Annotated in this window: 20 protein-coding genes and 1 pseudogene; 7 read left to right on the top strand and 14 right to left on the bottom strand. The window is 49.5% G+C overall.

The window, feature by feature from the left end; translation table 11 throughout:
• Positions 1-27: 27 nt before the first annotated feature.
• The 3 genes from MGLY_RS02115 to MGLY_RS02125 all read right to left on the bottom strand — a co-directional run bounded on the left by MGLY_RS02115 (position 28) and on the right by MGLY_RS02125 (position 2,124).
• The gene (locus MGLY_RS02115; RefSeq protein WP_170290884.1) at positions 28-1,017 is read right to left on the bottom strand and encodes a BMP family protein; all 990 of its coding nucleotides are present in this window, start codon (positions 1,015-1,017) and stop codon (positions 28-30) included.
• Between the two features lie 71 nt (positions 1,018-1,088).
• The gene (gene folB, locus MGLY_RS02120; RefSeq protein ID WP_156271525.1) at positions 1,089-1,463 is read right to left on the bottom strand and encodes a dihydroneopterin aldolase; all 375 of its coding nucleotides are present in this window, start codon (positions 1,461-1,463) and stop codon (positions 1,089-1,091) included.
• Positions 1,464-1,470: 7 nt separating this feature from the next.
• The gene (locus tag MGLY_RS02125; RefSeq protein ID WP_156271526.1) at positions 1,471-2,124 is read right to left on the bottom strand and encodes a flavodoxin family protein; all 654 of its coding nucleotides are present in this window, start codon (positions 2,122-2,124) and stop codon (positions 1,471-1,473) included.
• Between the two features lie 375 nt (positions 2,125-2,499).
• Here MGLY_RS02125 and MGLY_RS02130 point away from each other — a divergent pair, with 375 nt between their 5' ends.
• Positions 2,500-3,510 (top strand): LacI family DNA-binding transcriptional regulator, encoded by a 1,011-nt coding sequence (locus MGLY_RS02130; protein ID WP_170290885.1) that lies wholly within the window; start codon positions 2,500-2,502, stop codon positions 3,508-3,510.
• A gap of 137 nt (positions 3,511-3,647) precedes the next feature.
• Here the strand turns inward: MGLY_RS02130 and MGLY_RS02135 are convergent, their stop codons facing one another.
• Positions 3,648-4,688, bottom strand: coding sequence for a zinc-dependent alcohol dehydrogenase (locus MGLY_RS02135; protein ID WP_156271528.1), 1,041 nt, complete (start codon positions 4,686-4,688; stop codon positions 3,648-3,650).
• Positions 4,688-5,731 (bottom strand): zinc-dependent alcohol dehydrogenase, encoded by a 1,044-nt coding sequence (locus MGLY_RS02140; RefSeq protein WP_156271529.1) that lies wholly within the window; start codon positions 5,729-5,731, stop codon positions 4,688-4,690. Before MGLY_RS02140 ends, MGLY_RS02135 begins: the two co-directional genes overlap by 1 nt.
• 203 nt (positions 5,732-5,934) lie before the next feature.
• Here MGLY_RS02140 and MGLY_RS02145 point away from each other — a divergent pair, with 203 nt between their 5' ends.
• From MGLY_RS02145 to MGLY_RS02165, 5 genes are all read left to right on the top strand, one after another.
• The gene (locus MGLY_RS02145) at positions 5,935-6,936 is read left to right on the top strand and encodes a LacI family DNA-binding transcriptional regulator (protein WP_170290887.1); all 1,002 of its coding nucleotides are present in this window, start codon (positions 5,935-5,937) and stop codon (positions 6,934-6,936) included.
• Positions 6,937-7,050: 114 nt separating this feature from the next.
• A complete protein-coding gene (locus MGLY_RS02150; protein ID WP_156271531.1) occupies positions 7,051-7,833 on the top strand; it encodes a class I fructose-bisphosphate aldolase in 783 nt (260 codons plus the stop codon).
• 27 nt (positions 7,834-7,860) lie between these two features.
• Positions 7,861-8,904, top strand: coding sequence for a zinc-dependent alcohol dehydrogenase (locus tag MGLY_RS02155; protein ID WP_156271532.1), 1,044 nt, complete (start codon positions 7,861-7,863; stop codon positions 8,902-8,904).
• Positions 8,905-8,918: 14 nt separating this feature from the next.
• Complete coding sequence (locus tag MGLY_RS02160; protein WP_156271533.1) at positions 8,919-10,391, top strand: FGGY-family carbohydrate kinase; 1,473 nt, start codon at positions 8,919-8,921, stop codon at positions 10,389-10,391.
• Positions 10,392-10,407: 16 nt separating this feature from the next.
• Positions 10,408-11,010 (top strand): flavodoxin family protein, encoded by a 603-nt coding sequence (locus MGLY_RS02165; RefSeq protein ID WP_156271534.1) that lies wholly within the window; start codon positions 10,408-10,410, stop codon positions 11,008-11,010.
• An 82-nt stretch (positions 11,011-11,092) separates the two neighbouring features.
• On the opposite strand, the gene MGLY_RS02170 is transcribed toward MGLY_RS02165, so the two are convergent.
• The 3 genes from MGLY_RS02170 to MGLY_RS02175 all read right to left on the bottom strand — a co-directional run bounded on the left by MGLY_RS02170 (position 11,093) and on the right by MGLY_RS02175 (position 14,355).
• Positions 11,093-11,800: a DUF2225 domain-containing protein gene (locus MGLY_RS02170; protein WP_156271535.1), complete on the bottom strand. Its 708-nt coding sequence runs from the start codon at positions 11,798-11,800 to the stop codon at positions 11,093-11,095.
• 129 nt (positions 11,801-11,929) lie between these two features.
• Positions 11,930-12,088 carry a hypothetical protein gene (locus MGLY_RS17750; RefSeq protein WP_170290888.1) on the bottom strand — a complete coding sequence of 53 codons (159 nt, stop codon included), beginning with the start codon at positions 12,086-12,088 and terminating at the stop codon, positions 11,930-11,932.
• Positions 12,089-12,141: 53 nt separating this feature from the next.
• On the bottom strand, positions 12,142-14,355 hold the full coding sequence (locus tag MGLY_RS02175; RefSeq protein WP_156271536.1) for a YcdB/YcdC domain-containing protein: 2,214 nt from the start codon (positions 14,353-14,355) through the stop codon (positions 12,142-12,144).
• Between the two features lie 424 nt (positions 14,356-14,779).
• Between MGLY_RS02175 and MGLY_RS02180 the strand changes: the two genes are divergently transcribed.
• Positions 14,780-15,355, top strand: coding sequence for a hypothetical protein (locus tag MGLY_RS02180; protein WP_156271537.1), 576 nt, complete (start codon positions 14,780-14,782; stop codon positions 15,353-15,355).
• A 127-nt stretch (positions 15,356-15,482) separates the two neighbouring features.
• Here MGLY_RS02180 and MGLY_RS02185 read toward each other — a convergent pair whose 3' ends face one another.
• From MGLY_RS02185 to MGLY_RS02205, 6 genes and pseudogenes are all read right to left on the bottom strand, one after another.
• Positions 15,483-16,826, bottom strand: a complete 1,344-nt coding sequence (locus tag MGLY_RS02185) for a glycosyltransferase family 4 protein (RefSeq protein WP_156271538.1) — start codon at positions 16,824-16,826, stop codon at positions 15,483-15,485.
• Between the two features lie 92 nt (positions 16,827-16,918).
• Positions 16,919-17,116, bottom strand: a complete 198-nt coding sequence (gene thiS / locus MGLY_RS02190) for a sulfur carrier protein ThiS (protein ID WP_156271539.1) — start codon at positions 17,114-17,116, stop codon at positions 16,919-16,921.
• Positions 17,107-18,441, bottom strand: coding sequence for an aldehyde ferredoxin oxidoreductase C-terminal domain-containing protein (locus MGLY_RS02195; protein ID WP_489676589.1), 1,335 nt, complete (start codon positions 18,439-18,441; stop codon positions 17,107-17,109). Before MGLY_RS02195 ends, thiS begins: the two co-directional genes overlap by 10 nt.
• Positions 18,418-18,549: pseudogene (locus MGLY_RS18965) on the bottom strand (aldehyde ferredoxin oxidoreductase N-terminal domain-containing protein); the annotation flags it as partial. The pseudogene MGLY_RS18965 and the gene MGLY_RS02195, both read right to left, overlap by 24 nt.
• A 13-nt stretch (positions 18,550-18,562) precedes the next feature.
• Positions 18,563-18,964: a hypothetical protein gene (locus MGLY_RS02200; protein ID WP_156271541.1), complete on the bottom strand. Its 402-nt coding sequence runs from the start codon at positions 18,962-18,964 to the stop codon at positions 18,563-18,565.
• A gap of 396 nt (positions 18,965-19,360) precedes the next feature.
• A complete protein-coding gene (locus MGLY_RS02205; protein WP_156271486.1) occupies positions 19,361-20,707 on the bottom strand; it encodes an IS1380 family transposase in 1,347 nt (448 codons plus the stop codon).
• Positions 20,708-20,869: the final 162 nt, after the last annotated feature.

Below are 20,869 nucleotides of genomic sequence, written 5' to 3' on the forward strand. Positions count from 1 at the left end.
AAACGGCTACCCGTGGTAAGTCACTCCTTAATACAAGGTTTTAATGGAAAATTTGCCATCCAGATAATCTTTAACAGCACTTTGAACTTTATCAACTACATCTTGCGGTACGTTTTTAAAGGGTGCCAGTGACTGGGCGCCATCCTTCATTCCATAAACATAATGCTGTGGTTCCAGTTTTCCCTTTTTAGCCGTTTCAGCTATTTTGAGATAAAGGGCCTCCACCGACTGCAGTCCGCTGGTAACGATTGTATCCGGCGCCATGAAATTCTGATCCGTCACCCAGCCAATAGCCTTGGCATTAGCATCCTTACAGGCCTGGAAAACACCAATACTAAAGGAATTACCCATAACCAGCAAAACATCATTACCCTGGGATAGTAAGGCCTTGGCTGCTTCCTTGGCTTTCGGGATATCTTCCCAGCTGCCAACATAGGATACCGCTACACTAGCTTTGGGGTTTACCTTGGCAACACCTTCTTTAAAGGTATCAATATCAGCGGTAACAGTTGGAGCGGCCATAGGAGCAACGACGCCAACTTTGTTGCTCTTGGTGATTAAACCTGCTGTCATGCCTGTGAAGTAACCTAGTTCGCCAAATTTAAAACTGGTTGAAGCTAAATTGGGACCGGTAACGCTGCCATTGATCACCACGAACTGGGTATTAGGGAATTCTGGCGCCACCGATTTCATGGCTTCATCAAAATCAAAGCTGTGTCCAAAAATAAGGTTATAACCCTGGCGGGCGTAAGTACGGATTACTTGGGTATAATTGGCTGGAGCGACTTTTTCTGTATAGGCAATTTTAGCCCCCAGCTTGGCCTGAATCTCATTTAAACCCTGTAAAGCTGAAGCATTCCACCCGCCATCATTAACCGCCCCGGGAGCAATCAGGGCCACCTTAAATTCACCTTTAGTGTCACTATTAGTGTTACTGTTGCTGGTTGTAGACGTATTGCCTTGTTTACCAGTTTCATTAGCTGGCTTACTACCACACCCGGCTACCAGGGCCAGCACCAGCAAAGCGATGACTACAAACACCAAACATTTCCGCAAGCCTTTACTCATTTTGTCTTCCTCCTTAACAATTAATTTTTTTGCGGCTCCCGGACTATGGAGCAACCGCTATATTCCACAATACCGCCGATGGCCACAGAGGGTTTTTTTACTGTCACCCGGACTTGCTTTATAGGGTAGGCAGCTATTATTTCATCGGCGATACGCTGGGCAATCCTTTGCACTGTCCTATATTGTTCTTTAGTTGCCACCCGCTCAGCAATGGCGTAAACATCCATATAGCTTAAAGAGCCCGTCAGGTCGTCGGTAGTACAGGTATGGCTCATATCAATAGAAACTTCAACATCGACAACAAAACGCTGGCCTAACGTGTTTTCCTCAGGAAAATAACCGTGTTTGGCCCAAAACTGCATCCCTTTAACCAATAATAGATCTTCCTTTTCCAAAGCAACTTTACCTCCCGGTAACATTCGGCGCAAGGGTTGGCGGCTCTAATCCTTGCTTAATCATCAGCGCGGCTTCAGCTACCCGACGGGCGATAGTTTGGGCATTGGTAAGCCCAAGCAAGTCTTCCTGGGCCCCTTCTGCCCTCCGGTCCTGACTCCAGATGGCAGCACCATGGTAAATACCGAGGCCACCGCTGGCTACCAGGATGCCGTGGGTATAATAAAAGCCCAGTAAAACATTCAAGGTCGTTTCCTGACCGCCGTTACGGGTACCGCCGACGGTAATGGCCCCACCTACCTTTCGGGAAAAATAGAAAGGATCTTTTTTTAACAGGGTATAAGTTGGGCGAAAACGGTTTAAGAAAGTAACCATTTGACCGGTCGCCCCCATGTTGTAAACCGGTGAAGCCAGGAGATAGGCGTCAGCATCATAAAATACCTGGTAAAGAGGACGCATATCGTCATTATGTGCGGGACAGTAATTCAAGCCGTTTTTTACACAGCGATCGCAATGCAAACAAAAATTTATTTTTTTGTTGCGTAAAGTAATGAGTTCGGTAGTAACTCCTTCAATTGAGGCGGCAGCCTTTAAAGCTTCTGTAAGCACATACTCGGTGGCCGCTTTACGCGGACTGCCGCAAATACCTAAAAGTTTAATCAAAACAGTGCCTCCTTAATATTTATAACTTAAGATAATAAGTATCAATTAGACATCATAACCACTCCCCTAAAACATTCTACTATTAAAATTTGATTGTTTCTCCATACTAAGTCCACTAAGTCCGATTGACCAACAGCCAACAGCCTGTATATCTGACACTAGTTCTACCTCTCGCTCTAAAAAGTTTGAGTTAGTGTTTCAATGTAAACCTTTACATTTTGGATGATATGCTAATTCGCCATTATTTTTTAAATTCCTTCTGCCAAGCTTTTTAAATTAAAAATAAAATTTTATGTTGACGAGGCCAGGACAGAGATATTACTATAGAATGAAGGTTAAATGAAATTGATATACAGGCAAAGGAATGACCCTTGGATGGATATAAAAACTATCGCAGCCAAGGCCGGGGTTTCTATAGCTACAGTTTCACGGGCTTTAAATAAGCCCGAAATGGTGCGGCCGCAAACCCGGGCCCGGATTATGCAAATTGTCGACGAAATGCAATATAGCCCTAACCCTCTAGCCAAAAGCCTTTTAACAGGTCGTACCTATACTGTAGCCCTTGTGTTTCCCACCTTACGCAATCCCTATTTTAGCCAATTGGCCGAAGGATGTGAGGCAGAATTATCGAATGCCGGTTATACTACCAGTATCTTTTCCTTTGAGGAAGAAATCTCTAAGCAACGAACAATATTTAATAATATCATCCGGCGTCACGTAGATGGCATTATCTTAGCCGGTTCCGGTTCCCTGCAAGCAGGATACCAGCAGATTTTGGAGGGTTTAAATATCCCCATTGTTGTCGTCGAAGATATGCCTGACCTGGATACCATTCCTGTCCGGGCGGGTATTAGTTGCATCAACATAGATGACCGTCAGGGAACCCAGATGGCCATAAAATATTTCCTGCAAAAAGGCCACCGGGAAATAGGTATTATTGCCGGCGAAGGGCAAATGCTTTTAACAAGGCGGCGCTTAGAGGCAGCCCGATCAGTTTTAAAAGAAGCCGGGTTAACGTTAAACCATATTGTCAATGGCAGTTATATATCGGTAGAAAGTGGCTACCGGGGAATGCTTCGCTTACTGGATAGCGATGCCCGGATGACAGCTGTTTTTGCTTTTAATGACCTGCTGGCTATTGGAGCGCTTAATGCCGTCCTTGATAGGGGTTTGCAGGTTCCCGGAGATGTAGCTATTATCGGCTTTGACGATATCCCCCTGGCAGCTTACACGCGCCCACGTTTAAGTACCGTTCACTCTCCCAGCAATGAGATTGGTGCCTATGCAGCCAGAATGCTCCTGGAACATATCGCCGAAGAAAAAGCAGCTAGTACCAGGCGGCGGGTATTTATACCAGCCAAGCTGGTTATCCGGGAGACTTGCTAGAGTACCGGTATGGCCTTCTTTCCCCTTTACAACACCCGGAAATATTTAATACATCTTCACTAAAAGATTTTAACGTGCAAATGCCCTTGCAGGGGGTTTAAAGTTCCTCTATATTTTTTAGGGTCGAAAATGTGGTTTTAATTGGAATCAGGCCAGTAAAGCAAGATGCGATGGATGTTTTTATCCTTAGCCCTCTCTATGGCAGTTTCAATTTGGGTAAAAGGCATACGTAAGATGTTAAAACTGGATAATCTAACCACCCCTCGAGATATTAATTCTGTGGCCGTGACAAAGCTTTGATGATCATGCATTAGACTCCCGGTTAGGGTAATTTCCCTATAATGAAAATCGTTGATATCCAGGGTTAACGCTGCTTCAGGATGTATCGGAGCATATACTACCAAATGGCCATCTTTGGCCAGGGCTTTTAGACCATCAACAATTGCCTGCTGGCCACCGGCAGTATAAAAAACTACGTTGGCACCATAACCACCGGTATGTCCCCGGACAAAATCTACGAAATTTTCCTGGCGAGGGTCAAAGGCATAATCGGCCCCCAGGTCGATAGCTTTTTGCCGGCGGGTTGCACTGGGTTGACTGATGATTACCCTGGCTCCATAATACTTCGCTACCAGGGTAAAAAGCAGGCCCATTAACCCTGCGCCAATTACCACAGCGGTGTCACCCGCCCTTAAATCGGCTCGCCTGATGGCCCTGATAACGCAGGCTAAAGGTTCAGCCAGGATACCTGTATCCAGATTAGTAATATTAGCCAGGGGGTGAACCATATAACGTTTAACATACATATATTCAGCAAATCCTCCCGGTCCCCAAGGCTGATCGTTTACAGGTTTGCTCTTAACTTGAAGACACTGGTTATTTAAGCCGCGTTGGCAATAATAACATTCCCCGCAGCGGGTCAAACTGGCTACAGCTACTGGTTGTCCTACCGCTATGGCTGGCATTACCTTGGAACCTACAGCTGCTACCTTCCCAGCTATTTCGTGGCCGCCAATAAAAGGAAACTCAGCCGGCTCTAGACCTTCATAAACACTTCGTTCCCACGTACAAAGACCGCAAGCCTCAACCTTTACCAGCACCTCATCATCTGCTATGGGCCGCATAGGTATTTCGCGCATGGCTAATTTCCCGGGTGCATTAAAGATGATACTTCGCACTATGTCCACCTCCTCTCTCCCGGCATTAACAATACCTTTAAACCCTGACGTTTGGCCATTAATCTGAAGCCCTCTTCCCACTTCACCAGGGGCAGACAGGTGGTAATTAATTCCTGGTATCTTACCTTCCCCGCCACCATCAAGGCCAAGGCTTTTTCCCAGTCGGGCCAGTTATGGCAGAAAGTCCCTTTTATCGTCAACTCTTTATAAGTAATTTTTTCATAATCCAGTTCTACTGGCTTTCCAAAGAGGCCGACTTGAATATATGTCCCCTGACGGCGAATAACCTCAAGTCCCAGGACCGCTCCACCCCCGGCACCCGAGCATTCCAGCACAACATCCGCTCCGTAGCCCCCCGTTAAATCAAGGAGGACCTCTTTTATATACTCTTCCCCCGTATGAAAAGTGTGGTCGGCTCCAAGGGTAGAAGCCACCTGGAGACGTTCTCCATCTCCCGGTGCGCCAACGACTATAATCCTTGCCCCTTCGGCCTTGGCTACCTGGGCTACTAACTGCCCCATGGGTCCGGGCCCAATAATCAGAACAACATCGCCCCATTTGATATTTGCCTTAGCCACAGCATGAACAGCAGCTGCTAAGGGTTCACTTAAGGCGGCCGCTTCCAGGGGAAGTTTATCTGGAATACGATGAAGCATATCAGCAGCTACAATAACATATTCAGCAAAACCACCATTAGTATCAAAGCCCAGGGAGCGCCTGACGGCACACTCCTGGTACTCACCCTGGCGGCAATAGCGACAATGGCCGCAGGTGGAAAAAGTATGTTCGGTTGTTACTCGCTCACCCACCTTCCATTCATTGACTCCCGGTCCGATAGCATCAATAATACCGCTTATTTCATGGCCAGGTACTAGTGGATAATTATTTAATTCAATAGCGCCCGAATAAATATGTATGTCAGAGCCGCAAATCCCAGTATATGCTACCTTAAGCCTTACTTGTCCCGGCCCAGGCTCTGGTTCCGGCAGTTGCCTGAGCTCCATGTTCCCAGGACCAGGGGCATACTTCACCAGCGCTAGCATTAATGAATCACCTGCCCTTCGTAATAAAAGAGCGACTCGAAATGTAAAGGGTTACATTCTTTATTTGGTTATTCGCTATTTTTATTAAATATCCTCCTGGACTCGAAAAAATTTTTAAAGGAAACTTGCTAGTATAACTCCATATAGATTATGATATATGAGAGAATAAATGCAAGCGTTTGTATTATACCGGGGTGAAGAGCTTGAACATAGATATTAAATCTATTGCAGCTAAAGCCGGGGTGTCAGTAGCTACCGTTTCCCGGGCCCTCAACCGGCCCGAAATGGTCCGGCCCGCTACCAGGGAAAAAATCCTGGCTTTAGTTGAAGACCTGGGTTATAAACCCAATCCCCTTGCCAGGGGATTGGCGACAGGTAAAACTAACCAAATTGCCCTGGTAGTACCAACCTTAAATAATTCTTTTTTTGGTCAGCTGGCTGAAGGGAGTCAAAATTTTTTAATCAGCCAGGGATACAGTCTGGTTATCTTTAGCTCACAAGGCTATGCCGAAAAGGAATTAACAATTATCAAGAACTTAGACCAACGTCAGGTTGACGGGTTAATCCTGTCGGGGTCAGGTTTTTTCCCCAGCGACTACCAGCCGATCCTTGAACAAATTAAAGTTCCGGCCGTCTTGGTGGAGCATCTCCCTGATGATCCCCATTTAAGTTCTGTTTACATCGATGATAGAGCAGGTACTACGATGGCTATTCAATTTTTAATCAGCCGCGGGCACCGGCAAATAGGTGTTATTGCCGGGAATCCCCGGATGGTGACTACTTGCCGGCGCCTGCAAACCGTAAAATACGTTTTAAAAGAAGCTGGTATTCCTCTTACCAAGAAACAGGTTGCCTACGGAGATTATGCCTTGCTGGAATCAGGAGCCAATGCCCTGCTCACGTTAATTACTAAGAACTCCAACCCTCCCACTGCCATCTTTGCTTTTAATGATATCCTGGCCATCGGCGCCCTTAAGGCAGCTCAACAGCTGGGAATAAAAATACCTGCCGACCTGGCCATTATTGGTTTTGATGATATACCCTCAGCCGCCTTTTGTACCCCTTCATTAAGCACCATTCATTCCCCCAGCCTGGAACTGGGCCGGCAGGCCGCCAGGCTTCTCCTGGAACAATTAAACCAGGAAAACGCCCCGGTGAAAAAAGTCCTTTTACCGGTTGAACTGGTATTAAGGGAATCCTGCTAGTGTTCCTTCACTAGAACCCATATACGATATTTATAATATCCACCGGCAGGATTTCATCCAGTTGCGTAGAAATATATAATGTAAACGCTTACATTATTTTTAGGGGGTTGGATTATGGGTAAGTATAAGCGCTTACAACACATCTTGCGTCCTGATGGGCGTACTGTTATTGTCGCTATGGATCATGGGGGGACTTCTGGTCCCATACCAGGTATTATCGATCCTGGGGCTACCCTGGCTAAGGTCATTGCTGGCGGTGCTGACGCCATTTTGACCACCGTGGGGGTGGCAAAAAACTTCGAAACCGCCCTTGGTCCTACTGGTCTTATAATACGGTTAGATTTTCCGGCCACCGATCTGGTAACTGGAGTTTACGATTGCGAACTTTTTGTTGAAGTGGAGGAAGCTGTCCGCCTTGGTGCTGATGCAGTCATCCTGTCAGCAGGTCCCGGTAAAGATGTTGAACGTAAAACCTTGCATAATCTGGCCCGGGTGGCCCGGGAATGCGAACGCTACGGTATGCCGCTAATTGCTGAAATGTACCCCGGAGGTTTCAATGGGCCACCCGAGTTGATGACCATTGATAATTTAAAGCTAGCAGCGCGAATTGCTGCTGAGTGGGGTGCCGATATGGTCAAAATACCCTATCGCCCCGGTTTTGAAGCTGTAACCGCAGGCTGCTATATCCCCATCGTAGTTTTAGGCGGAGTTAAGACAAATAATCTGGAGGTTTTCTTCACTAACATTGCCGAAGCTCTCCAGGCTGGCGCTAAAGGCGTGGCCATTGGCCGCAATATCTGGGGCCATCCTGAACCCAGCAGGATTGTCAAGGTTTTAAATGCCCTGGTACATGAGAATACCGATGTAGTTACAGCAATGACTTTTTTGCATAAATAATCTAACTCCCGGGAGGAAAGTATTAGCATGGCATTAACTTATAAAGCTGCCGTGATGACGGCTGCAAAAACTATTGAATTTTGGGATGTACCCTTACCGGAACCAGGTCAAGATGAAGTTTTAATTCGCGTCCAGGCCGTCGGTATCTGTACCTGGGAGCAACGAATTTACCAAAATGGCAAACCTGACTCCTATCCCTTCTGGGGAGGGCACGAAATTGCTGGCCTCGTCGACAAACTAGGTCCAAGCTTACGTAACAATCTTCAAGTAGGCGATCATGTCGCCATTGCCAGGCTTACCCGTTGCGGTGAATGTTATTTTTGCCGGCGGGGTTTGGATAATTTGTGCCTTTACGCCGAGACTCCCCTGCCCGGCCAACCTAAAGGTCCGCGCGGTTTTAGCGAATATTTGCTGGTGCGGAGCTATGAATGCTATAAAATACCAACGGACCTCGACTTTACCCAAGCCTCCCTTGCTGAGCCGGTTGCCTGCTGTGTCCGCAGTTTACGACAGTTGGATGTTGCCTTTGGCGATACAGTTGTAATCCAGGGTGCCGGTATTATGGGAATAATCCACACAAAATTATGCAAACTGCGGGGGGCCACTGTCATTATATCTGAACCAGATGTTTCCAGGCGCGAAGCCGCTTTAAAGGCTGGTGCTGATTATGCCCTTAACCCCCTGGAAGAAAACCCGGCACAATTTATCCGCCAGCATATCAATTCCCACGGAGCCGAAATAGTCATTTTTACAGCCGGAGGACAGGCTGCCTTCCAACAAGCAGTGCAAACGGTAGCTCCCGGTGGACGGATTATGCTTTACGGTTCCATGCACCCTTCCGGTGTTGTAACCATTGATGCCAATGACCTTCATTACCGCGAATACCGTCTCCTTGGCAGTTCACGCCATGATAAGGAAAGTTTCCGGGAAGCAGTGGCCCTATTGGCCTCTGGAACTATCAAGGTTGATGAGCTGGTGAGCAAAGTTTTACCTTTTTCTGAGGTCCAGGCCGGTTTTCAATTAGCTCTTGCCGGAGGGCTGTACCGGGTTGTACTCCGTATGGACAACTAGGGAGGTATGTACCCATGGGCGCCAGTTATTTCCTGGGTATTGACACCGGTACTAGCGGTTCCAAGGGCGTGCTGGTTGATTTAAAGGGCCGCATCATATCCAGCTACACCACCAGGCATACTTTGCTCCAACCTCAACCTGGCTGGGCGGAACACGACCCGGAGACCCACTGGTGGGGAGATTTCCTTACTATCGTGCATCACTGCCTGCAAGAAGTTCAAGTTAATCCCCAAGATATTGCTGGTATCTCTTTTAGCGGGCTAGTACCTAACCTTTGTCCCCTCGGGGCTGATGGCCGGCCGGTTCGTCCGGCCATTCTATACCGTGATAATCGGGCGGTAAAAGAAAGCCAGGAAATAAACCGTCTCTTTAATTTATCCCTGGGAACAGCTGAGGTGACCCCGAAATTACTCTGGTTTAAGCGCCATGAACCTGAACATTACCGGCAGACCAGGGTTGTTTTAAATGCCCATTCCTATCTCGTGTACAAATTAACAGGTAAATTTAGTACTGATTGTGATACAGCCAATATTTTTGGTGGTATTTTCGACCACCGCCGCTGCCAATGGCGTACTGATCTGGTGGCTGCTATGGGTCTAGATCCTGCCATGCTACCTCCTGTTTATCGCCCTACTGATATCGTTGGCCGGGTAACTCCAGAGGCTGCCAGGATCACAGGCCTAAGCCCGGGAATACCTGTGGTAGCTGGTAATGGTGATTCGTTTATGTCTCTACTTGGAGCCGGCGTTATTCATCCTGGCGAGGCCATGATATACTTTGGTACTGCGGGTACCATGCTGATTTGCCTGACTAACCTTGATCAAATAGCCTCCGGCCCGGCTATCAGCAGTGGTCAAGTAAAGTTTCTCGCCAACATCCTCACTGGTGGTGAGCTTACAAGGTGGTTCCGGGAGCAGGTGATGCTTACGTCAACACCACCGGATTATGCTGACTTGGAAAAAATGGCACAAAAAATATCTCCTGGCTCGGAAGGACTAATTATTTTGCCCCATTTTATGGGTGAGCGAACGCCAGTTGTTAATCCCCAGGCGCGGGGTATAATCTTGGGTTTGACTACCGCCCATACTGGCGCCCACCTTTACCGGGCCTTAATGGAGGCTTTTGGTTATGCCCTGCGGGATAGTTATGAACAAACAAAAATCCCTTTAAAGCGGGTGGTAGCCACCGGTGGTGGTGCCCGCAGCCAACTTTGGCGCCAGATAGTTACTGATATTCTTGGACTACCTTTGGAGTATACTGCCAAGGGTGACGCTGCCTTGGGTAATGCTTACTTTGCTGGTTATGCCCTGGGTTATTTCCCGAACTTTGAGGGCATTAAAAATGAATGGCTACAGGTTGAAGAAGTTACAACTGTTAATCCAACTGCTCACCAGTTTTACGAATACTACTTTGGCCTTTATCAGATCCTCAATAAAAAGCTTGCACCCGTTTACCCGCAATTAGCTCAATTGCCAGGGATTATTTAAACACGGGGGAATCAAAATGAAAATTGCTGCTTTTGTCGGTAGCCCACATAAAAATGGCAATACAGCGAGAGTAGTAAAACAAATTCTCACCGGCGCCCAAAGCAAGGGGGCTACAACGGAAATTTTTTATCTCTATGATTACAATATTAAACCTTGCCTGGGCTGCCGGTATTGTGAAGAAAAGAATGTTTGCAAAATAGTAGACGATGATGTGCCTTTACTACACCGGGCCATACGAGAAAGTAATGCCATTGTGTTAGGAACCCCTACCTATTATGGCGATATTACTGGACAGTTTAAACAATTTGTTGACCGCTGTTACCCTTTCTGCAAAATAGTAACCGACGGGAAAAACAAAATGGAATTTTATAGTATAATTCCTGAACGAAAGTTAGGAATCCTTGTAGCTGTAAGTGGTAGCATGGGACCAGAAGTTTTCGATAGCCATATTAAAGTAGCCGGCCATTGTTTTAATGATATAAATGCTGTCTTTTGGCGTAAAATTTTGGTCCCTTTTACCACGTGGACTCCTGTCACTACAAGCCATGCCGTGATGGCTGAAGCTTTTTCTTCTGGTGTGGAACTTGTAGACGCATTTAACAAGCACGTTTCTCTTTAAGCATTTTGCCCCTTCCCCCCACAAAAAATTCCCGGCGGGCCTTTAATCCTGAAGACCCGCTGGGAATTCCCTCATGCCATGGCTACTGCCCTTCCGCCAGGCTGGCGGGCGGTGGCCCTTCTTTCAGATGTTCGCGGTAAACTTCCCAACGATCGCGCAGCAAGTCGCGCAGGTAAGGTTCTAAATGGCGTACCTGCAGCAGGCGTGCCAGCCACTGGGTGGCGGTTTGATAATTGCCTAAACGTCCCTCTAATTCCCCGATTAAGTAAATAATCAGGTTGGGGCTCCCTCCTCCGGCAGTCCCACTTTCCTTCTGGTAGGCTTCCTGGTAGAGGTCGCAGGCATAACGGAGGTACTTTTTCTCCGGTTCTTCTTCCTGGCTGTAGCGGTAAAACCAGGCAATATGTAAGCATAAGCCGGCCAGCACCGAACTTTTCTCTTGATTCAAGTTGCCGCATAATAAACCCAACTTATGTACATTTAAGGCATCATTTAAATTACGGGGACCGGTATAATCCTTACGGGTAATTTTTTGGATATACTCTTTTATTATCAGTTCCCGGCGTTCTTTTTTGACAGGGCCAAAGCTGGAGGTAAAAGCATAACCGCAGTGGGGGCAAACAGCCACTTCGTAAAAATAGGGGTTTTCGCCTTCAAAATAGGCACACAAATCGCTATCGCGTTTCACCTGGCGCACCTGACTCAGGCGCAGCTTTTTATTGGTAAATTCCTGGCCGCAGAAAAGGCACTGGTAGCGTTTGTTATACAAGGGTTCAATGGAAGCTGCCACTTCAATCCCTTCCCGCAGTTTTCTCGGCTACAGTTTACCTTATTCTACGTCCTGCTCCAACTTCCTACCACGAAAATAAGATTTTTTCCTGCTTCTCAGCGTTACCCTTCACTGCCGAATGAAACAAATTTACCAATAGTGAACGCCATCAGCCACATTATGGGCCTCCTGCTGGCGATCATAGCCGTCCAGATGGGCGCCTCCGGCCTGCTGGAACTCTTCCCAGGGATGGGACGGTAAAAAAGGCGGGGCAGGGCAGGTTTCCCTCCGGCGCTGGCTGCGCCGCATCCTGCCCTGCCCCGATTGTCAGCCGGATTACCCGTTCGGAAAAGAATAGCCATTTACGGTTTTACTTCCAGAGCCCGGATCAGGGCGGCAGCGGCTTCGGCGCGGGTCACAATATGGTTCGGTTCGAAGGTAAAGCCATTGCCCTTCAGGATACCTAAACCCCACGTCAAGGCCACATAGCCGAGGGAACCGGGGGATAGGGAGCCGGCATCACTGTAGGGCACTTTGTAGATCCCCTCCGCCAGGGCGGCGCGCTCCAGGTTGAGGAAGCGAATCATGAACTTCGCCAGGGTTTCCCGGCTGACGGTAGCCCCGGCCTGCAGGTCTTCCTGCAGCCACTTCTCCTCCCTGGCCCGCTTCAGGATCTCCTCATCCTTCAGGTCTTTATAACCCCAGACGCCGTTCCTGGCCATGAGCATGGCCCGCAGCAGGGAAACTACGGTAACATTCTCGTCGGGGTGAAAGGCTTCGCCGTATTCACCGAAGATCCCGGCCTGGCCCAGGAGGTTGATTTCTTTTTCGGCAAAATTGCCGGCAATATCGTTAAAGCGATAGGGCCGCGGCTGTTGCGCCACGGGTTTACCCTCCCAGTCCAGGAACTGGCCGGTCCTGGCATCCAGCATGTCCGAGGTGGTATAGCCGGGGTCACCCAGGGGCTGGTACACAAGGCGTAATTCACCCTGACCCGGACCGCCCGGGCTGTAGATTTGGGTATAGCTCATGGTCAGGGGGCGTTTTTTCAGGAAGGCTTCGACGGCTTGCTGCCCATCGAGGATATTTGTGGCTACCGGAAAAGCAAAATTGCCCCAGTTAAGGTTGTAGCTGGTGATGCGCCCTGCCACCGCGTCCACTGTTACGTTGATGCCGTTGCCGGGGAAAGGGATGCCGTTGACCAGGCGGCGGTAGTAGAAGTACTGGACAGCCGGGTTCTGGCCATCCTCCATGATTACCGGCTCCCAGCCGGGCCGGTAGTTTTCATCCAGCTGTACTTCCTTGAAACGCTGCGGTTGCACCTTCTGCAGGAAGTCCTCGGCCAGGCGCTGCGCTGCTTTGCGGTCCAGTTTACCGCCCCTGTCACTCCCGGAGGGGGCAGAGGACAGGTCAAAGCCCAGCAGTTCACCATTGCTGGCATTGACCCTGGCGCTCATATAACCGGGTTTTCCCGGCTCGGGTTTATCGCTGCTCCAGTTCAGATTCCAGCTGCGGATTTCCGGGTCCTGCCAGTCGGCGTAGAGGTTGGCCCCGCGCAGGGTCAAGCCGGCCGGGATATCCACCCACTTCTTTATAGCGGCGATGGCTTCTTCCCGGCTGATAAGTTTGGCCGTTTTTTCGATTTCCTTCATTTCTTCAGGGCTTAAGGGTTTGGGCTGGACGTCACCCTGGGAAAATGCGGCTTTACGGGCCATCTCCCCGGCGTATCCCATCCCGCCGGCACCGCCTTTATCAAACCACCCGCCGTTGCCCAGATCAAGGGGTGCACCGCTCAGGGCATCGATCAACCCCCGGGAGGGATGGCTGAGCCGGTAAACCAGCAACACCGGGCGTTTCTCCCCGGCGGCCAGGGGCCTGTAAGGGGGCTGCAGGTAATACTGCAGTTCCAGCATGCCGGTGCCGGCAAATACCTGCCGCGCCCTTTCCGGAGAAATGGCTCCTGTGGCCGCAGGAAAATCGGCTTTCGTCCAGTTGAGGTTATAGTTCGTTACCTGGCCGTCATCGCCACGGACGGTTATCGTCACGTCATTACCTGGGAAGGGAATACCATTGACTACCCGCTGCCAGCGGAAGGTATAAGTAACCGGCCCGTAATTATTTATAGGCAACAGCCTGTTATTGTCAGGTAGCAGTTGCAATTCCGGCAAATACCTGGCGGCCAGCTGGTTTAACAGTTTCTCTGCCACCTTGCGGGCTTCAGCGGCAGAAATAGCCGGCAGCCGCAGGCCCGGTTCGGGCCTTTTCTCGGGCTTCCAGGTGTTCATGTTAATGATTTCGCCGGTGCTGGCGTCAACATCGGCGTTAAAACTGCCGCCCGGTTCCGCGGGCTCGTTCCAGTGCAGGGACCAGGTCTGGCGGCCGTCGTAGCTGTTAAAACTGGAAGTAAAGCGCGAATACTCTTTAGAAATTTCAAAGTTGTCTTTGACCGTCCGGATGGCCTGCTCCAGGGTAACAACCGGCTTATCCTCCGCCACGGCTAAACCGGCAAAGAGGGATACCAGTAACAGGACCACCAGGCCCCAGGCCAGAAAACGTTGCCAGATTTTCGCCACCATGCTCTTCCTCCTTCGTAAATAAGATATGCGAAGTGAGAAGTATGAGGTTAAAGTCCCTCAGGCATATCGCCCACTCTCCTTCCCCGGCTTCCGGATAATCATTCCCCACAATCATATAGACGGGCTGACCGGGGAAAAAGTTCCCAAAGGAGGGCTCCCCTGCCTGTCCTTTTTTACCCTTCCTGTACCTGGAACAGTTATATTTCTTTACCCTGAACACTGAATGATAATATCTTTCACCCCCTTTGCAAACTATCACGTCCTATCTGTGTTTATAGAAATTCTTTAGGGGAGGGGCTTTTCCTCGGGAAAACAACGTACTTTTCAGTAATTTTTTCGTTTTATTCGCTGGCTAAAGTTTGCCTTATATATTGCCCGCCAAAGAAAATAATGGTATTATTTAGCCAGGGGGAGGAGATTACGCATGCCCGAAGAAGCAAGAAAAGAAATAGCTGCCGGTAGCGATGAGCATGGTTTCTACAGGGGTTTTGATCCTTTTGGCTATATAATCCAGCAGCTTAATAACATAGATGCTCGTTTTGAAGCTCGTTTGGACAGGATTGAAGCAAGGATCGACAAGCTGGATAACAAGATCGATACCCAGGTAAATGCCTTGCGCCAGGAGATGCAGCAAAACGACTCTTCCCTGCGCCAGGAAATGCAGAAGCACTACGCGACCCTGCACCAGGAAATGCAGGAGGGTTTCAAAGTCTTGCAGCAGGCTGATATCGCCTTACGTCAGGAAATGCAGGAGGGTTTCAAAGTCTTGCAGCAGGCTGATATCGCCTTACGTCAGGAGATGCAGGAGGGTTTCAGAGTCTTGCAGCAGGCCGATTTCGCCTTACGTCAGGAGATGCAGGAGGGTTTCAAAATTTTGCAGCAAGAGGATAAAACCCTGGGCCGGGAAATCCAGGGCCTGCAGCGGTGGGCTATAGGCATCATTATCGGTTTAGGCGGAGTGATCGTTTCCCTGCTGGCCACCCTGGCCAGGCTGAATTAGGGGGAGCTTAACCAATACTAAAACTCCTAAAATTAGCCCGGGGTAGCTATATAGCTACCCCAATTTTATGCTTAAGTATTTTTATCCCTAAAAATTTAGCCGCCTTTTGTCCTATTAAAAAGCGCTTCTACCCTTCCCCTCTACCGCGGTGCTGGTTTACCAGGGCGGCCCGGCGCTGGGGCAGGTCATAGCGGCCTGCCAGGGGTAAGGGCTGCTCCCGGGGCGGGTCTCCAGCCGTAGAAGGCGTAAAGCGCCAGAGGCGGGCTACCACTGAAGGCCGCTCCGGCCAGGAGGTGCGCCGGTACTGGCTGTAAACCTCCTGGTAGACATCAGCCGTCCGCCGGGCAATACTGTCCCAGTCGTAAACTTCCGTTACCAGGCGGCGGCCGTTGGCCCGTAACCTTTCCGCCAGGGCTTCATCCCGTAATACGGCCAGGATATTATCGGCCAGGGAACCGGCATTACCCGGCAAGGCGCGCATACCGTCAACGCCATGGGTGATGATCTCCGCCAGGCCGCCCGTCTCGCTGGCCACCACCGGCGTCCCGGCCGCCATGGCCTCCAGGGCCACAATACCAAAGGGCTCGTACAGGCTGGGGAAAACGGCCACCCGGGCGGCGCGGTAGAGCTGGTTGCGGGTATGATCGTCAATATAGCCGGCAAAATAGACCTTGTGGCTAATGCCCAGCTCCCGGGCCCGGTTCTGGAGCTGGCCTTCCATGGGTCCCTGGCCGGCCACCACCAGCTTGGCCTCCGGGCAGGCGGTTAAGATGCGGGGCATGGCCTCCAGGAGGACCTGGACCCCCTTTTCGATTACCAGGCGGCCGACGAAGAAGATAATCTTTTCGTGGGGCGCGGCGTAACGCTGCCGCACCATTGGATCAACGGCCACGGCCCGGAATTTCTGGCTGTAAACCCCGTTGGGGATAATGGTAATTTTATCGGCCGGCAGCTGGAATAACCCCTGGACCTCCTGGCGCATATGCTGGCTACAAACGATTACCCGCCAGGCCTCATAGGTCAGCCACCATTCCACACTGTTAATGTAGCGCTGCATGTCATTATATAAGCCCCGATTGCGGCCGGCTTCGGTAGCATGCATGGTGGCAACCAGGGGCAAGCGATAGGCATGTTTTAAAGCCCGGCCGGTAAAGGCTACCAGCCAGTCATGGGCATGGATAATCTGGAAGGGGCCATATTTACGCATGAGGATCATGGCTTCTTCCAGGAACCGGGCATTGAGTTGCAGCACCCAGGTGAGAAAATCGGGGGCATGAACGGGGTAGGCTTCCACCCGGTGGACAATTACCCCGTTTTCCCGGCTTTCTGCAGCCTGGCCGGGCCGGCCCATGGTCAGCACATGGACATCATGGCGTAGACGCGCCAGGGAAAGGGCCAGGTCCTCCACATGCCGGGCCAGGCCGCCGACACTCTGGGGGGGATATTCCCAGGAGAGCATTAAGATCCGCATCAGCAGCCACCTTAATTAATTTTTTACCTTTTTATTTTGGCAACCTCAGCTAATCTTATACCGCTGGACTAGCCGGCGGGAAAAGATAATTATCACCCACCCACCAAAGGTTTGATAATTTTGAGCCTGTCACCAGGCTGCAAGGTATATATTTGATACTCTTGCTGCAAAAGTTTATGTTCATTGACCCACACAGCTACTTGCCCCGGTAATCCTATTTCCTTTAATATATCCATAACCGTGGAACCCGGTTTTACATTATATACTTTATTGTTAACAATTATTTCCATGCTTGCCTCCCCTCTGGTAACAGCCAGCCCAGGGACAACTCTTGTAATTTTGCTGCCGTCAGGTTACCGCTGACTGGGTCCCACCCAGCCAGACGATAGTACTGATCCAGAGCTTCTTTGAACTTTTCCTTATTGATACTTATTCCCATGGAGGGGCCATCCGGCATTGGTGCAAAGAAACGTTGCGGCAGTCCATCTTGTTCCTTGCCAAAACCTTCCCGGGCATTAAAGTACCTCATCATGTTCAAACGTCTTTCGCCGGTTTGCATTAATTCAGTTAAGGAAGTTTCCCAGCCAAGCCCGCTACGGCAAAGCGTAAGTAAGTCTTCTGGGCCATATAGCTGCCAGGAAGGTCCCCAGGCAAACTGGTAGAGGCAAAGTATATCTGTAATTGAATAAAAACATTGAGTTAGAAAAGCAAAACGTACTTTTTCAGCATCTAAGTCCCAGGAATTATCATAACTCTGCCAGGCCCCGATTTGAGCTAAACGTTGGGCTTCAACGCTATCCGGAGGTAAAGTTAATACCGGATCATGTTCACTCGATTGATGATCAGCCCCGAAGGGATTAACTGCATAAATTATGCCGACTGCCGGTTTAAATTGAGGCATATGGGCTGGAATTTCTGACCCTTTTACTGCCATTACCAAATCAGCCGCCCCTTTACCAATTCTTTGCGCGGCCCTGAAACTACCTTCAGCCAGCAAATAGCCAAGGCCTTCCCTGGTAGCAATCATGGTAACTAGTCCAGTTACTGCTTCGGCATTACCAAAACTCAAGTCAAGGCCTCCGGTATCCGCTTTGGTGAGCATCCCCTTTTCATAACATTCCATGGCAAAAGCAATGGTTGCCCCGCAAGATATAGTATCAAGCCCGTACATATTACAGAGTTGATTGGCTATGGCAACTGGCTCCAGGCTGGTAACACCGCAATAGGAACCCATGGCAGCACAAGTTTCGTATTCCGGACCGCCGTAACGGCTATCAACTTTACCCGGTATGGATACGACACGCTTGCATCTTATGGCACACGCGTAACAAGTATCCCTTTTTTTAAGAATAGTTGCGGCCATAGTCGCCCCACTTAAGTTTTCAGCTCCTTCTGGAAACCAACCGGAAGTAAAATTCCTGGTAGGTAGAAAGCCCGCTTCATGATTACCGATTAAATCCCCGTCAGTACCATACTGCCCCAAAGAACTCACGGTACTGTTGGCAGCTAACCTTTTGGTAATCCCCCGGGTTAGAGAGCGAAAGCCTTGGGGGTCTACTGGCACTCTTGGTTTAGCCTTACGTACCACAACGGCCTTCAGATTTTTAGAACCCATAACCGCCCCCAAACCAGTACGACCATTGGCGCGGCTGCATCGATTAAGTATACAGGCAAAACGCACCAGGTTTTCCCTAGCGGGGCCAATCTGCGCAATCTCAATATTTTTACTGCCTAATTCATTTTAACATAGCCATTTGAACTGTTCCTTCCCCCTGATGTTCCTTTAAGCAGCTAGCAGCATAAGCGCTAACACCTGGCAAGAAATCTTTCATGGACCCTTCAATCTCAAAATAACTATCGCCAATTATAGATAATGCTTTTACTCTCTTTAACCGCATTTGCTCAGCCAGGTCCCTTTGTAAAAATTCTTTGTTGCTATCATCATTATCTCCTCCAGCTAGAACAGTAAGGACCTCGGGTTTAATCTCCCTTATTTTTGCTTCCACTTCTAACGCCGTATTTAACTTTAATCCGGGAATTTCTTTGATATCAACTAGCCGGCCGGACACGGCTACCCAGACTGGAAAAGCAGCCTCACCTGTAAGTACTAAACCATCATAACCCGCCAGTTTTATCATGCGGCTACGTGACCATATACCAGGTCACAATGTAAGCCGTTTTCAGAAGCTACGAGCACTACTGCTGGGGCACTACCCGGGATGGGAGTACCCGCCAGGGGGCCTGCCATAATTAACAGGGGCTTATCTAACAAACAACCACTTTGAATATCTTCTACTAAATATCCTGAATCCGTGATAATAACAACTGGGTAGAACTCGCACTAACAGTAAATGGTATTAACAGTTATATTTAACATCTGCTGATACATTGAATTGGGTCTAAAGTTGATTATGTGGACGAAGGCTATTTACTCTTACCTTGGGTCCCCTGGATAAGGGAATAACAAAGTAGACCTCTCGTCCTAAGAGGCTTGGAGCCTGCTTATACAGCTAACTGGAGCTAGAAGTTCTGTATTAAGCCAACGCTTTATATAGGTACCGGAAAGCTGGATACCACGGGCTGTGCTGCCCAAATCGTAATTTGACCTGCCGGGCGTGGTGAACCAGCCGGGACGCTATGGTAATCAGGTTTTGTATAACGGTACGCAGCCGCCGGCGTTGAGCTTTCTTATTGCGCAGCGGTACCTCCTTTAGCGGGAGGCTAAACTGCCCCAGAAGCCTTAGAATGTTGTAGGCGAAAACACCCAGGTGTAGCACCAGGTCATTGGTGGCAAACTTGCCGCTGGGCAGCCGTTCCAGGTCTAAATCGTTTTTGATTTCACTGTGGAATTGCTCACTGGTGCCGTGGTCGTGGTAGAGGGTAATGATATCCTCCACCGGGTCGGGTAAAGTGGTCCAGTAGGTTTCGACCTCAATTTCCGGGACCAGGAGAAGCTGGCCGTTTCGTAATATCGTCCGCTCGGTGACCTTATACACCAGACGGACAGGGGTGTCAGCACCCTCGATTTTCACCATCTGGTGCCCCCGATAGACGGTTTTTCCCTCCCGTTCTAGGGTGGCGGTACCATTTTCCTTGGCAATGGCCAGCCAGGCCTCCGGCGTTTCCTTGCGCAGGTTACGCTTAATGATAAAATCGGCTTTGATTTCCGGGTCCAAACAGACCTGGAGATTATCCTGGCTGTCATTACCGCCATCCATCCGTACTAAAAGTGGCAGCGAAGTGATAGCGCGAGCAAAGGTTAGAGCTTGTCGCAGGAACTCCGGCGTCCCTTTTTGGCAATGCTGTTTCCCGGCCCGCAGTTCGGTATGGACGCAGTAGCCTTCCCTACCGAGGTAGGCGAAGATAGGCGCATAACCGTCGTAGCCCTTATAGGTCCTGGAAACACCCTCTTTCTTGGAATTTGAATTATCAAAGGGAGTAACATCAATATCCAAAGGGACATATTGGCGCTTTAGTTCCCTGGAACCCAGGGTAACAGGAGTTACCGGTGCCTTAAGTTTCTTAAGGAACCTGGCCGTTTCCTCGAGGATAATCTCCTGGTAGGGTACACTATGAGCTATCATATCCAGGCGCTGGCGCAGGGTAGGGCTTGAAGGCACATCCTGAATACCCAGCGCCGCAGCGAAGAAGGGGTCATCCCGAAAAAGCTCAATATGGTCAAAATCACTGCGACCCTGGCAAAGCAGGCCCACGTAAGAGGTGATAACATCCCCGTGAGAAATATCCGGAGAAGAAACACCAGGTATCCGGGTCTTATTTAGCCTGAGTTTCAGAGCAGTATGATCAATGATTTCCCCCACCAGAGCCAGTCCGGCAACGGGGGTAAGGTGTTCATCAGACTGTTCAATGATGAATTTCATGGCCGCACCTCGCAGGTGAACATGGATTCGTTTGCCATCCAGCCTATTATACCTTATTTTTCGCGAGGTTTTGAGCCATATCCAGATATTTTGTTATTGGGTTGTCACGGATTCAGGTTATAGATAAACTGGAAGGCAAAAATAAATGTTCTGGCCATAGTA

It is taken from the genome of Moorella glycerini, from assembly GCF_009735625.1.
Classification (GTDB): Bacteria; Bacillota; DSM-521; order Neomoorellales; family Neomoorellaceae; genus Neomoorella; species Neomoorella glycerini.

Excerpts from the sequence above, each read along its gene's own strand:
- thiS (WP_156271539.1), bottom strand. The coding sequence starts at position 17,116 with ATGGAAATAATTGTTAACAATAAAGTATATAATGTAAAACCGGGTTCC.
- MGLY_RS02155 (WP_156271532.1), top strand. The coding sequence starts at position 7,861 with ATGGCATTAACTTATAAAGCTGCCGTGATGACGGCTGCAAAAACTATT.
- MGLY_RS02175 (WP_156271536.1), bottom strand. The coding sequence starts at position 14,355 with ATGGTGGCGAAAATCTGGCAACGTTTTCTGGCCTGGGGCCTGGTGGTC.
- MGLY_RS02140 (WP_156271529.1), bottom strand. The coding sequence starts at position 5,731 with ATGCTAGCGCTGGTGAAGTATGCCCCTGGTCCTGGGAACATGGAGCTC.
- MGLY_RS02150 (WP_156271531.1), top strand. The coding sequence starts at position 7,051 with ATGGGTAAGTATAAGCGCTTACAACACATCTTGCGTCCTGATGGGCGT.
- MGLY_RS02200 (WP_156271541.1), bottom strand. The coding sequence starts at position 18,964 with ATGATAAAACTGGCGGGTTATGATGGTTTAGTACTTACAGGTGAGGCT.
- MGLY_RS17750 (WP_170290888.1), bottom strand. The coding sequence starts at position 12,088 with ATGCGGCGCAGCCAGCGCCGGAGGGAAACCTGCCCTGCCCCGCCTTTT.
- MGLY_RS02165 (WP_156271534.1), top strand. The coding sequence starts at position 10,408 with ATGAAAATTGCTGCTTTTGTCGGTAGCCCACATAAAAATGGCAATACA.
- MGLY_RS02160 (WP_156271533.1), top strand. The coding sequence starts at position 8,919 with ATGGGCGCCAGTTATTTCCTGGGTATTGACACCGGTACTAGCGGTTCC.
- MGLY_RS02130 (WP_170290885.1), top strand. The coding sequence starts at position 2,500 with ATGGATATAAAAACTATCGCAGCCAAGGCCGGGGTTTCTATAGCTACA.
- MGLY_RS02195 (WP_489676589.1), bottom strand. The coding sequence starts at position 18,441 with ATGGGTTCTAAAAATCTGAAGGCCGTTGTGGTACGTAAGGCTAAACCA.
- MGLY_RS02180 (WP_156271537.1), top strand. The coding sequence starts at position 14,780 with ATGCCCGAAGAAGCAAGAAAAGAAATAGCTGCCGGTAGCGATGAGCAT.
- MGLY_RS02205 (WP_156271486.1), bottom strand. The coding sequence starts at position 20,707 with ATGAAATTCATCATTGAACAGTCTGATGAACACCTTACCCCCGTTGCC.
- MGLY_RS02185 (WP_156271538.1), bottom strand. The coding sequence starts at position 16,826 with ATGCGGATCTTAATGCTCTCCTGGGAATATCCCCCCCAGAGTGTCGGC.